At 67.1% G+C, this 12,412-nt stretch carries 9 protein-coding genes and 3 pseudogenes; 5 read left to right on the forward strand and 7 right to left on the reverse strand.

The annotated features are described in order from the left end of the window. The first annotated feature begins 15 nt into the window (after positions 1-15). From IG08_RS62640 to IG08_RS0145805, 3 genes are all read left to right on the forward strand, one after another. Positions 16-144, forward strand: coding sequence for a hypothetical protein (locus IG08_RS62640; RefSeq protein ID WP_267965053.1), 129 nt, complete (start codon positions 16-18; stop codon positions 142-144). 74 nt (positions 145-218) lie between these two features. Further along, positions 219-1,028 (forward strand): protein kinase family protein, encoded by an 810-nt coding sequence (locus IG08_RS0145800; RefSeq protein WP_030618217.1) that lies wholly within the window; start codon positions 219-221, stop codon positions 1,026-1,028. Positions 1,029-1,042: 14 nt separating this feature from the next. After that, positions 1,043-1,444, forward strand: a complete 402-nt coding sequence (locus tag IG08_RS0145805; protein WP_030618220.1) for a hypothetical protein — start codon at positions 1,043-1,045, stop codon at positions 1,442-1,444. A 211-nt stretch (positions 1,445-1,655) separates the two neighbouring features. Here the strand turns inward: IG08_RS0145805 and IG08_RS55055 are convergent. From IG08_RS55055 to IG08_RS0145830, 5 genes and pseudogenes are all read right to left on the reverse strand, one after another. After that, positions 1,656-3,169, reverse strand: a pseudogene (locus IG08_RS55055) (ISL3 family transposase). A 357-nt stretch (positions 3,170-3,526) separates the two neighbouring features. Continuing rightward, on the reverse strand, positions 3,527-4,363 hold the full coding sequence (locus IG08_RS0145815; protein ID WP_030618223.1) for a carbohydrate ABC transporter permease: 837 nt from the start codon (positions 4,361-4,363) through the stop codon (positions 3,527-3,529). Continuing rightward, entirely contained in the window at positions 4,360-5,352 is a 993-nt protein-coding gene (locus tag IG08_RS0145820) for a carbohydrate ABC transporter permease (RefSeq protein WP_030618225.1), read from the reverse strand. The genes IG08_RS0145815 and IG08_RS0145820 overlap by 4 nt, the downstream gene beginning before the upstream one ends. Positions 5,353-5,372: 20 nt before the next feature. Beyond that, a complete protein-coding gene (locus IG08_RS0145825; protein ID WP_030618228.1) occupies positions 5,373-6,677 on the reverse strand; it encodes an ABC transporter substrate-binding protein in 1,305 nt (434 codons plus the stop codon). Between the two features lie 37 nt (positions 6,678-6,714). Beyond that, positions 6,715-7,968, reverse strand: coding sequence for an aminotransferase class V-fold PLP-dependent enzyme (locus IG08_RS0145830; RefSeq protein ID WP_030618231.1), 1,254 nt, complete (start codon positions 7,966-7,968; stop codon positions 6,715-6,717). A gap of 392 nt (positions 7,969-8,360) precedes the next feature. Between IG08_RS0145830 and IG08_RS0145835 the strand changes: the two genes are divergently transcribed. Next, on the forward strand, positions 8,361-9,074 hold the full coding sequence (locus IG08_RS0145835) for a FadR/GntR family transcriptional regulator (RefSeq protein WP_030618233.1): 714 nt from the start codon (positions 8,361-8,363) through the stop codon (positions 9,072-9,074). Between the two features lie 455 nt (positions 9,075-9,529). On the opposite strand, the pseudogene IG08_RS0145840 reads toward IG08_RS0145835, so the two are convergent. Both IG08_RS0145840 and IG08_RS0145845 read right to left on the reverse strand, forming a co-directional pair. Next, a pseudogene (locus IG08_RS0145840) lies at positions 9,530-9,862 on the reverse strand (hypothetical protein); the annotation flags it as partial. A gap of 130 nt (positions 9,863-9,992) precedes the next feature. Continuing rightward, positions 9,993-11,231 carry an IS256 family transposase gene (locus IG08_RS0145845; protein ID WP_030618238.1) on the reverse strand — a complete coding sequence of 413 codons (1,239 nt, stop codon included), beginning with the start codon at positions 11,229-11,231 and terminating at the stop codon, positions 9,993-9,995. 394 nt (positions 11,232-11,625) lie between these two features. Here IG08_RS0145845 and IG08_RS58080 point away from each other — a divergent pair. Beyond that, a pseudogene (locus tag IG08_RS58080) lies at positions 11,626-12,398 on the forward strand (IS5 family transposase). Positions 12,399-12,412 lie beyond the last annotated feature (14 nt).

Below are 12,412 nucleotides of genomic sequence, written 5' to 3' on the forward strand. Positions count from 1 at the left end.
AGAGGAAGTACGCCCATGACTGCCACCGCTGTGAAAATCACCGTACGGCCGACCGACGAGGACGAGGTCGAGTTCGTCGACCTCGACGAGGTCGCCGGCAGCGACGTCATGAGGGGCTGCGGAGACGACAACCCGTACAACTAACCCCCTCCGACCCGAGGCTGCCCGCCCCGCGCGGGCAGTCTCGCCTACCCCATCCGAGCCCCTACACTCCCGCCGTGGTGACCATGAGACTGCAATGGCAAGACCTACCCGCCGCCACCCGCGAGGCCGTCGAGGCCCGTACCGGCCCTATCTACGCAGCAGCGACCGCAGACAAGGGGCTCAACAGCGAGATCGCCGCCACCCTCGACACCCGCGCCGGCCGCATCTTCGTCAAAGGGATGAACACCGGTCACCCTCGCGCGTGGACACAGAACCGCGAGACAACGATCAACCCTTACGTGGCCCCCCTCGCCCCCCGCCTGCTCTGGCGGGTCAACGACGACACATGGGACCTGCTCGGTTACGAGCACCTCGACGGCCCATCAGTCGACTACTCCCCCCGGTCCGACGACCTGCCACTCGTGGCCGAGGCAATCATCACGCTTTCCAGCGTCCGAGCCCCCATCGACCTCGACCTCAAGCACATCGAGCGACGCCTCGCCGACTACATCGACAACCCCGATGACGCCGAACTGCTGCGCGGCGAGACCCTGCTGCACACCGACTGGCACCCCGACAACATCCTGATCGTCGACAACGCCGCCCGCGTCGTCGACTGGGCATGGCCAACCCGCGGCGCCGCATGGATCGACGCCGCCTATTGGGTCGTTTGGCTCATCTCCGCCGGCCACACCCCCGCCGACGCGGAACAGTGGGCTGCAAAGGTCCCCGCATGGTCTACGGCATCCCGGCGCGCCCTAGACATCTTCGCGATCGCTCAAAAGCGACTCTGGGCCGGCATCGCCACCGACGCTCCCGACATCGCATGGATGCAAGACCTCGCCGCCGCAGCCGCCCAATGGGCCAACTATCGCCGGTCGTGAACCAGGGGGCACGCATGCCGGACCCACTCATTCACCCCCACGAGACACTCACCACCCGCGACGGCGAACAAGTCGAGATCGACGCAGAGATGGTTCCCACCATCCGTGAACTGTGGCGCCTCAACTTCACCACACTCGCCTGCTGCCAAGACGTCGGAGAAGCGACCGCCGGCGTCCGAGCACAAAACGACAAGCCCCTCGGCTACGGCGCCGACAGCTTCATCGCGTATCACCGCGGTTGGGCCCTGCTCAAACTCCCGATCACCGACGCCATGCGCCTCGTCGCCATACTCGCCGAAGAGCCAGCGTTCGCCGACCGGGTCCGCCGCCGATGGCGCCCCGGTTCCTGGCGTATGGACGTCCCCCTCGTACCGGACGGACTCGACGAGGCCGCCCTGCTGCACTTCCCCCGCTGACAGCTCGCCGAGCTCGTCGAGGTCCTCGAACAGCAGCAGATTCACAACCGCCCATGATTCGCCCGTCGGCTCCGGGCTCGACAGGCGAGTTCAGTGTGGCTGGGCGCGCTAGTTGGTTGTAACTATGCGTCCGTGACCGCTACGGCTGATCCGTCAGGGACTGTAAGACGTTCGGGTCTGGCCCGTAGTCGGTGGTGACGCTGAGTGTCCGTCAGGGCAGGAGGATGCGGTGGCGGAGGAGGTCGAATCCGGCGCGTCCGTGCATCTGTCTCATGATCCTCTTGGTGCGGGTGTTGACGCCTTCGGTGCGGCCGTTGTGGTAGGGCAAGGTGAGGCCGGCGTCCACGGCGGGCCGGTCGATTTCGAGGCCGTTGGTGAGGCTGCGCAGGTGGGGCAGGTCGACGGCGCGGGCGGCCGTGATCCACTCGGTGAGTTTCACGTCGTTGCCCTCGGCCGGTTTGAGCAGGGCGGCGAAGCCGCCTACGAGATCGCCGAGTGCGGTCATCTCCGGGCAGGCCGCGGCGATCTTCTCCAGCAGGGTCGTTTCCTTCGGACGCAGGTTTCCGGGGTCGGTGAACAGGAGGCGGCTGGCGTGACGTGGGGTGGTGACGGGTCGGTCGCCTTCAGCGCGGCCCTGGTTGAGGTAGCGGACCAGCAGGTTGGCGCTGCCGGTGTAGCCCAACTCCCGGATTTCCCCCAGCAGTTGGGTGACAGCAACTGCTGGACCGACCGCGCGGCGGGCGCGCAGATGGCCGCGGTAGGGGTCGACGAGGGTGGGCCGGTAGGCGGGGGCGATGCGCAGGGCCTGGGGTTCGGGCATGCTGGCGTAGCGTTTGACGGTGCTCATGGCCAGGCCAGGCGGCGGGAGCAGTCGAGCAGGCCGACGCCCTGGCCGAGGAGGTCGTGGATCTTGTTCCAGCGTTCGCGGGTGGTCTGCTCGCGTACTCCGCCGGGGCGGGGTGGGTTGATGGTGGCCCAGCAGCCGGTGTGCGCGCGGACCTCGAGCTGGACTTTGTCGCAGAGGTTTCTCCAGAGGTGCCATCGGTCGCTGACCTGCACCGCGTCGGGCAGGGCGCGGCGGATGGCCTCGGCGCAGGTGGCCGAGCCGTCGCGGCACACGACCTCGACACCAGGATGTTCGCGCAGCCAGGACTCCAGGGTGGCCCTCTCGCGGTCGGGCAGGACCGCGACGCGTCGGCCGGTTTCGGCATCCGTGATGATCGTGGCGTAACGGTGGCGGCGGCGCAGGGCGAAATCGTCCACGCCGATCACCCGTGGGACCGCCTGCTGCGGCAGCGGCAGGCGTCGCAGATGGCGCAGTGCGGTACTGCGGGAAACGGGCACGGCCAGCAGGCCGGCGAGGCGTGCGGCCGCCCGGCCGCATAACTCCCGCGCCACCTGGGATATCTGCCAGGCAAGCCGCACCGTGCGGCGCTGATGGCGCTCCACCAGTCCGGGAATCTGCTCGCGGAAGGTCTGCCGTCGGCAGCCCAGGACCGGACAGACCAGCCGCCGTACGCGCAGGTGGACGACGACCTGGCGGCCGTCGACCGGCACGTCGGTCACTGACCGGCGGTGATACTCGTGCACCTTCGCCGTCGGCGTCCGGCACACCGGACACGGCACCGCCGCATCCCGAGTGCGAGCCGTGACCACCACCGCGTCACCGCCGTCCACCACGTCCTCGACGACCAGCGCCGACAGACCGGAAAACACCGTCCCCATAAGAAAGTCGATATCCACCACAAGATCATGATCAAGGACGGCTACTCGGCGTCACCACCGACTACGGGCCAGACCCGCTCGTTTGACAGACCCCCTGTAGGGGCTGGGAGGACCCCAAGCTGTCCAAGGAGTGGTTTCTGCGCGACGGCCGGAAGATCGGGTACGTCGGCGCCGACGCGACCCTGTGCAGCACGCAGCCCCGGACCAACTTCACCCTGGGGCCGTGGCGCAGCTTCGTCTCCTGGGCGACGTTCCACAACGTTCCGTGGAAGGGCGACCGGATCTCCGTCGAGTGGGGAGGTCTGGGCAGCAGCAGGTACCTGGATCCCTACTGGCCGCTCAATCGATGAGTGCCGGTCATCCCTTCACCGCACCAGAGGTGAGTCCCTGGACGATGTACCGGCTGGCGAAGGCGAACAGCACCATGGTCGGGGCGATCGTGAGCACCGCGGCCGCCGACATCGAACCCCAGTCGATGTTGAAGCTGGAGATGAAGCCGTTCAGCGCGGTGGGCACGGTCTTGTTGGCGTCGCTGTTCATCAGGGTGACCGACAGGAACAGTTCGTTCCAGCAGTTGACGAAGTTGAAGATGAACGCGGCGATGATGCCGGGCTGCATGACAGGCAGCAGCACCCGGAAGAGCGCCCCGAGCCGTGAGCAGCCGTCGATCATGGCGGCCTCCTCCAGTGCGTCCGGCACGTTCTCGAAGAACCCGCGGAGCATCACCGTGCAGAAGGGGATGCAGACCGCGATGTAGACGAGGGTCAACCCGAGCCGGTTGTCGACGAGTTGGAGTTCCGTCATCAGCATGTACAGCGGTCCGAGCGCGATGAAGGACGGGATCATCTGGGTGACCAGGGCCGCCATCAGGAGTGCTGTCTTGCTCCGGAACTCGAAGCGCGCCAGCACGTACGCCGACAGGAGTGAGATGACGGTCGCCACCGCGCCGGCGACCGTCGCGATGACGAGGCTGTTGGTGAGGTAGACGCCGAACTGTGCCTTGCTGAACAGGCCGGTGTAGTTGGCGAGCGAGAAGTGCTCGGGCCAGTAGGCGATCGAGGGGCTGAAGATCGTCCCGGGGCTCTTGAGCGAGGTGATGGTGATCCAGTAGAGCGGGAAGACGGTGACGATCAGCCAACCCGTCAGGAACGTGATGCGTACGGCGCGTCCGGCGGTGGACTCCTTGTTGATCATGATGTCTTTCCGTTCCGCTCCCGGGTGGCCGTGAGGTAGAAGACCGAGAAGACCATCAGCATGGCGACGACGATCAGACCGACCGCCGAGGCCTTCCCGTAGTCGCCCTGCTGGGTGATGGAGATCATCCACGTGGTGACGATGTGCGTCTCGTTGGACGGACCGCCGCCGGTCATGCCGAAGATGATGTCGGGGAAGTTGAAGATCCAGATGACCCGGAGCAGGACGGTCAGCGCCAGCGTCCCGCGGATGGAGGGGATGGTGATCTGGAAGAGCGTACGGACCTTCCCGGCGCCGTCGAGCGCGGCGGCCTCGTAGATTTCGTCGGGGATCGACTGCAGGGCGGCCAGGATCATGATGGTGAAGAAGGTGACGCCGTACCAGATGTTGGCGATGACGACGGCGGTCATCGCGGTCTTCGGGTCGGCCAGCCACGGGATCGGTGTGTCGATCAGATGGGCCTTCTCCAGCAGGTCGTTGACGACTCCGAACTCGCTGTTGAACATCCAGCGGAACAGGATGCCGATGAGGAACCCGGAGATCGCCCACGGGAAAAAGATCAGCGCCTGGTAGAGGCCGCGGAAGCGGAAACGGCGGCGCAGCCACAGGGCGATGGCGAAGCCGATGACGAACTGGGGCACGATCGAACCGACTACCCAGACCGCGGTGTTGCCGAGGACCGTGTAGAAGACCGGGTCGTCCAGAATTCCCTTGAAGTTCTTGAGGCCGACCCAGGAGGTGTCCGTGAGGTCGTTGAGGTTCCAGTTGCGGAAGGCCATCTGGCCGCCCGCGATCATCGGGTAGTAGACGAAGATCGCGACGAACAGGGCGGCCGGGGCCATGAACGCCGCGATGCTCAGGCCCCGGCGGCCGGTGAAGACCGGCCTGCGCGGGCGCGGTGCGGCCGGCCGGGCCGCCGCCGGCCCCGGGTTGTCCGTGGGCGGCGGCGCGGCTTGGCGGGCCTTCGCGTCGGTGGTTGAGGGATTCACGTCCGGCCTTCCCGCCAGCCCTACTGGCTCTTCCACTTCTCGGTCCAGTAGGTGTTCCAGCCGGCCAGGAGCTCCTTGGGCGTCATCTTGCCCAGCAGCACCTTCTGGATCTCGGAGTCGGACTTCTGGATCCACTCGGTCCACCAGGAGGAGTTACGCGGCTGGGTGACCGTGATGTACGTGTCCGGGCTCTCGGTCATCGTCACGTAGCTCGCCCAGGCACCCGTCTTGTAGAACGTGTCGTCCGCGGAGCTCTTGAGGATGGGCACCAGGCTGTTCTTCTTGTCGAAGGTGGTGGCCGCGTCGCCCTCGGAGAGGAACTTGATCAGCTTTTCGGCCTCCGCCTTGTGCTTGCTGGCGGACGCGATGCCCCAGCCCGCGGTCGCCACCGGCTGAACGGCCTTGCCGCTGGGGCCGGTCAGCAGCGGGGCCGTGGTCCACTGCTTCTTGGTGATCGACTTCGACTCCCCGACCGTGGCGATCACTTCGGGGTCCTGGAGGAGGAAGGCCGTCGAACCGTTGGAGAAGCCCTCGACCATCTCCGGGTAGCCCCACGCGACGGACGACGGCGGCGACGCCTTCTTGAAGAGCTTGAAGTACGTCTCCAGGGCGGTGAGCGCCTCCGGCGCCGAGAAGATCGTCTTGCCGTCGGTCAGCTTGAAGCCGTTGTCCCGGTCGATCTTGTCGGCGACGTACGCCTCGATGACCGCAACCGCGTTGCTGTTGGCGTTCGTTCCACCGCGGAAGGCGTAGCCGTATCGGCGCTTGTCGGGGTCCTGGATGGCGGTGGCCTGCTTCAGCAGGTCGTCCCAGCTCGCGGGCGGGGCGGAGAAGCCGGCGTCAGAGACCAGGTCGGTGCGGTAGTAGAGGCTGAGGCCGTAGAAGCCGTACGGGATGTAGTACGTCCGGCCCTTGGCGTCCTTGGAATACTTGACAGCGTTGTCAGTCAGCGCGTCCCAGCCGCTCCAGCCCTTGAGGTCCTTGCTCATGTCGTAGATCCAGCCGTTGGTCGACCACGGCCCGGCCGTGATGTCCCGGACCTCCATGGTGTCGATGCCGCTGCCGGACTGGAGCATCTGCTGGATCTTCTGGTCCGCCTGTTCGGTGGGCGGTGAGATCAGATCCACCTTGATCTTGGGGTTCTGCTTCTCGAACTGGCCTATGAGGGTCTTCAGTACGGCCGTACGGACCGGGTTGGTGAGACTCTCGACCATGTGAAGCGTGACGGTTCCGTCACTCGCGCCGGAGCCGCCGCCGACGGCACAGCCCGACACTGTCAACGCGGTGGCGAGCCCGAGGGCGACCGCTGCCTTTCTCCTGCTCAACACTGTGCTCTCCCAAGTCCGGGGGTTCTGTGGTGGATCACTGCGATGTGAGGTGTGCGACGTGCTGGGTGCGGGCCCATGCGCCGAGCACCGGAACGCAGTGCTCGGCGAAGTACTCGAAGTCGGCGGCCGTGTTGTACACGTGCGTCGACAGCCGGAGGTAACCGACGCCTCCGAAGCTGGTGAAGGCGGCCTCGACGCCCAGTTCCGCGGCGATGCGGTCGCGCAGGGCGTCGGCGGCGGCATGGGTGGTGCCGAGGCCGTCGGGAAGCCGGACCAGGCGCAGCGCGTTGACCGGCATGCCGACGTCAACTGCACTGTCCGCACCGGTGAGTTCGGCGAAGGCGTCGCCGACGATCCGTTCCGCGTAGTCGGCCAGCGTCCGCATGTACGCGCGTGCCGTGTCCCAGCCCCAGGTGTGCTCGACGAAGTCGAGGGAGGCGGGCGCGGCGAGGTAGCTCGTGACGTCGACGGTGCCCTGGGTGTCGAAGCGGGCGGGGTACTGCTCCGGGGCGCCCCACGAGTCGATCAGGGGGTGGAGGTCGTCGCGGAGCGGTCCGCGGGCGACCAGGGCCGCCGTACCGCGGGGTGCGCAGCCGAACTTGTGGAGGTTGCCGATCCACACGTCGCAGTCAAGACCCGCGAGCGGGTCCTCTGCGAGGCCGGGAACGTGTGCGCCGTCCACCAGCAGCGGGATGCCGCGTTCACGCGCCACGCGTCCGATCCGCTCAACTGGCATCCAGCGGGCGGTCGCCGAGGTGATGTGGTCGAGGACGATCAGGCCCGTCGCGTCGGTGATCCCGGCGAGCACGGCCTCGTACGCACGGTCCTCGTCCGCGTTGAGGGGGACCCGCGCGGTGCGGACGGTGCCGCCCCAGCGCCGGGCCAGGCGCTGCGCTCCCATGGTCACGGCGCCGTAGCCGTGGTCCGTCACGAGGACTTCCCCGCCCGGCCTGGCCGGCACGTTCGCGTAGACGATGCTCGCGCCGCCGCTGGCATTCGGCACCAGGGCGAGATCCTCCGCGGCGACCTTCAGGAACGCGGCGACCGCGCCCCGGGCGGCGGCGACCCGGACCGGCAGCCCCGGGAACCACACGCCCGGCGAGCGGTCCATCTCCGCGCGCAGCCGGTTCTGCTCCTGCTGCACGACGAGCGGAACCGCCCCGAACGACCCGTGGTTGAGGTGCTTGTGCGCGCGGTCCAGCGACCATGCCTCGGCCGCCGGTCTGCCATCGGCGAGCAGCAGAGGGCTCGGCGCGGTGGTGACAGTGCTGACATCGAGCTCGCTCACGTATGACTCACGATCTCCCTGGCCCATGACAGCAGGCCCATACATCGGACGGCCACCAAAATAGATCTGATGACTTGCGGCGCATCGTGGCACGACACCCTGGGGTGAGCAAGAGTTCCAGGGCGCCGACATCAGACGGTCACGCGATTCAGAGGGGGTGGCCTGTTGCCGTAAGCCCTCCACAAAGTGGGCTTTTAGCTGCACATACGCCAAGAGATGAGGCCCGTGGCGCAGCCTTCGAGGCTGTCCGCGATTTGATGGCGTCGTGACCGGTCGATTACGTCCTCGAAATAAGTCATTGGATGACTTGAGGGGAGATGCCGTAACTCATCAGATGACTCTGTAAGCTGCTGGAGGCCGAGCGAAGTGGCCAAGTCCTCAGGAGGGGAAGAATGTCCGCAGTTGACCAGGCGTTCCACGGGCTACGGCACATGATCTCCACCGGCCGCCTGGTAGCGGGGCAGCGCATTCCGCCCGAGGGCGAGCTGTGCGAGGAACTGGGCGTCTCCCGGGGCTCTTTGCGTGAGGCCGTACGGATGCTCGCGGCCCTGCGGGTCATAGAGCCCCGGCACGGCTCGGGCACCTATGTCTCACAGCTGCGGCCGGAGGACATCGTGGGCAGCCTGTCGCTGACCGTCGACCTCCTGCCGCTCGCCGGACTGCTGGAGATGTACGAGATCCGGCGGATCCTGGAGTCCCATGCGGCGGCGCAGGCGGCGGCCCGTATGACCCCCGAGACGCTGAAGTCGGTCTTCGAGCACATCGAGGCGATGGAGGCGACCGAGGACCCGGAGCGGGTCTCCGCCCTTGATCAGAGCTTCCACGCGGAGATCGCCCGCGTCGGCGGCAACCCCACCCTCGGCTCGCTGCTCGGGGTGTTCCGTGCCCGGTCCCGCGCCTATCAGGTGTTCACCCTGCCCGAGGGCCCGCATATCAAGCGCGCCAGCGACGAGGACCACCGCGCGATCGCCACGGCGCTCGCCAACCGCGACCCCGTCGCCGCCGCGGGCGCGGCCTCGGCCCACGTGGCCCATACCGAGAAGTGGCTCACGGCCTTCCTCCAGCAGGAGCCGGCCGCCGACGGCAACCCTCTCGGCCCGGAATAGATCACCACCAGGACGTTGTCGCCGTTCAACGTCCGAGTGACCGCTACTCCGCCGGGGCGAGAGCGGCGTGGCGCGGCACAGTTGTCCCCCACCTGCTGCCCGGCAGTCAGGGGCTGTCGCCGAACCACTCCCAGCGGGCTGGGTAGCCGGGAAGCGGGTCGTACAGCGCCCGGCCGCCGGGCCCGAACTGCCCGAGCTCCGTCTGGAGGGAAACGCCGGTGTCGATCTAGTCCTGCGTCCAGCCGGTGATGTCGAGCTGGTAACCGAGCTAAGTTCCTTGTTTATGCAGCTCAGGGATAATTTCTGCCAGCTTCCGGGCAGAGGTCAACTCGGTGATCACGAACGGAGTGTGAAGTATCTGGACCTGCCCGATACAGGCTGCCTCTTGGAGACTGGCGATCCCTGAGAGCCGTATCGGCTACTCGATCAGCGGTGTTCCACAGGCAGAACCCGCGTCACCGCCTTGCCAGTTTCGCCAGCCAGGGATGTCCGGGATGCACGCGCGTCAGCCACTCACGGAGAACGTCGCGTCGCGCCTGGCTCAGCAGCGGCAGGACCCCGTCGAAGTCCGCATGGTCCTTGGCCCGTGCCGCCTTCGCCTTGAACAACAGCACCAACTCCGGCACCAGATAGGGGATGCCGTCTGCAGTCCGCTCGATGATCGCGTCGTACGGCAGCCGCAGGCTCTCGTCCCGCCGACAGATCCATGTCCCACCCTCGTGAGGCTCCCGAAAGACATCGAACAGGAACTGACCGCTCACCGGATCCCTCAGCCAGGTCTGGTGCGTGGGCACCCTTTCGGGCCGGGCCACCAGGGCCCGTATCCAGCGAGTTGTGCGAGAGACTGGTGAAGGTCCCGTCTGGTCACGTCCGCTGGAGTGGTGTATTGACGGCCACTCGGTGATCTCTTCTGTGAGGCTAGGCGGTGAGTTCGGTCGGGACGAGGGTCTCGTCGGTTTGTGACTCGATCGGGTGGAGGCGGGCCTTGGCCAGGAGGTCGAGTCCCATGTAGCGGCGGGCTTCGGTCCATTCGTCGTTCTGCTCGGCCAGCACCGCGCCGACGAGGCGGATCAGGGCGGTGCGGTCGGGGAAGATGCCGACCACGTCGGTGCGGCGGCGGATCTCCTTGTTGAGCCGTTCCTGCGGGTTGTTCGACCAGATCTGCCGCCAGATCTCACGCGGGAAGGCAGTGAACGCCAGAACGTCGCCCTGTGCGGCGTCCAAGTGGGCTGCCGCTTTGGGGAACTTGGCCTCCAGGGCGTCCAGCACGTGGCGCATCTGGGCTTTCACGGCGTCGGTGTCGGGTTGTTCGAAGACGGTCCGCAGCAGGGTGGCGACCCATGGCTGGGCCGACTTGGGGACCTGGCTCAGCAGTGCGCGGGCGTAGTGCGTGCGGCAGCGCTGCCAGCTCGCGCCGGGCAGGGTGGCGCCGATCGCGTTGACCAGGCCCATGTGCGCGTCGGAGACGACCAGTTGGACGCCGGACAGACCGCGCGCGACCAGGGAGCGCAGGAAGGCCAGCCAGCCGGCACCGTCCTCGCTGGAGGCGACGTCGATGCCGAGGATCTCACGGTGGCCGTCGGCATTCACGCCGACCGCGATCAGCGCGTGGACGTTGATGATGCGGCCGCCCTCGCGGACCTTCTGGGTGAGCGCGTCGGCCCAGACGAAGGCGTAAGGCCCTTGGTCCAGGGGCCGGTTGCGGAACGCGGTGACCTGCTCGTCCAGATGCTTGGCCATCGCGCTGACCTGTGACTTCGACAGCTGGGTGACGCCCAGGGACTCGGCGAGCTTCTCGACTCTGCGGGTGGAGACACCCAGCAGGTAGGCGGTGGCGACCACCGAGATGAGGGCCTGTTCGGCCCTGCGGCGTCGCTCCAGCAGCCAGTGCGGGAAGTAACTGCCCTGGCGCAGCTTGGGAATGGCAAGCTCGACGGTGCCGGCCCTCGTGTCCCACTCGCGTGGGCGATAGCCGTTGCGGTAGTTGACGCGTTCGTCGCTGACCTGCCCGTATTCTGCGTTGCAGAGGGCATCTGCCTCCGCGGACATGAGCGCGTCGGCGAAGGTCTTGACCATCGCGCGCAGCAGATCGGGACTCGCCGCGGCGAGGTTGTCCTCGGCGAGGGCGTGCAGGGGCAGACTGTCGGGTGCGGTCATCGTGCTGATCTCCTTCGAGGCTTCGACACTTCGAAGATCAGCCGGTGGCCGTTCAACTATGCGGGCACCATCCCGATGCCGGAGCAAACCCCCTTCAGCTCTCCTTGCGGTCGGCCTACCAAGCCTGGGCTTGGACCCCGACGGGGTTTCCACGTTCCGGACCAGTAAGGAACGGCTGGGGTGGGCACCCCCTCTACCCCGGGACCAGCGGTGTCCGCCTCCTGGGCAAAGTTCCCCAGAAGTCACTTGGCGCCTTTCAGCACCGGGTCCTGTCACTGCCGATTACTCACCACCGAGCAGCGTTATCGTCACGAGGCATAGAGCTCGTAACACGATCTTGTTGAAGTGCCCTGGTCGGGCGTGACCGTTGGGTGATTCGGCCGTTCGGGAAGGTGTGGGTACTCGACCGTGGATCGTGGACGACGACTTGTGGGCCCTGATCGAACCGCTGTTGCCGCCCTGGCCGGAGCGGTCACCCGGGCCTCGGCCGGTGGCGGACCGGCTGTGTCTGCAGGGCATCCTGTACGTGTTCCACAACGACATAGCCTGGCAACTGCTGCCGCTGGAGCTGGGGTTTGGCTCCGGGCAGACCTGCTGGCGCAGGCTTGAGCGATGGCAGCAGGCCGGTGTCTTCGACCAGGTGCACCGGATCCTGCTCGCGGAACTCAACGCGGCCGGCGAACTCGACTGGTCCAGGGCGTGGGTGGACGGCTCCCACATCCGCGCGAAAAACGGGGCGCCGACACCGGTCCGTCGCCGGTCGACGCCGCAACCGCATCGGATGTCTGATCTGCGACGGACGCGGCACCCCTCTCAAGGTCATCACCACCGCGGCCAACGTCAACGACGTCACCCAGACCCTCGCCCTCGTCGACGGCATCCCGCATGTCGCAGGCCGCCCCGGCCGGCCACGCCGCCGCCCCGACTCGCTGCTCGGGGACAAGGGCTACGACTCCGATCCCCACCGCGACGAGCTGCGCAAGCGCCGGATCCTGCCGGTCATCTCCCGCAAGGGCGCCCCCGAACATCAAGGGCCTGGGCAAACTCCGTTACGTCGTCGAGCAAACCTTCGCCCTGCTCCACCAGTTCAAGCGACTCGCCGTGCGATGGGAATGCCGCACAGAACTCCACGACGCGTTCGTCTCCCTCGCCTGCAGCCTCATCTGAGGCTATGAGGGCCG

The sequence above is a fragment of the Streptomyces fulvoviolaceus genome (genome assembly GCF_000718165.1).
In the GTDB taxonomy this organism is placed as follows: domain Bacteria; phylum Actinomycetota; class Actinomycetes; order Streptomycetales; family Streptomycetaceae; genus Streptomyces; species Streptomyces fulvoviolaceus.

What these genes read in the sequence shown, in the direction of transcription:
- IG08_RS62640 (WP_267965053.1), top strand. Translation starts at nt 16, where the DNA reads ATGACTGCCACCGCTGTGAAAATCACCGTACGGCCGACCGACGAGGAC.
- IG08_RS0145845 (WP_030618238.1), bottom strand. Translation starts at nt 11,231, where the DNA reads ATGACCGCACCCGACAGTCTGCCCCTGCACGCCCTCGCCGAGGACAAC.
- IG08_RS0145835 (WP_030618233.1), top strand. Translation starts at nt 8,361, where the DNA reads ATGTCCGCAGTTGACCAGGCGTTCCACGGGCTACGGCACATGATCTCC.
- IG08_RS0145815 (WP_030618223.1), bottom strand. Translation starts at nt 4,363, where the DNA reads ATGATCAACAAGGAGTCCACCGCCGGACGCGCCGTACGCATCACGTTC.
- IG08_RS0145805 (WP_030618220.1), top strand. Translation starts at nt 1,043, where the DNA reads ATGCCGGACCCACTCATTCACCCCCACGAGACACTCACCACCCGCGAC.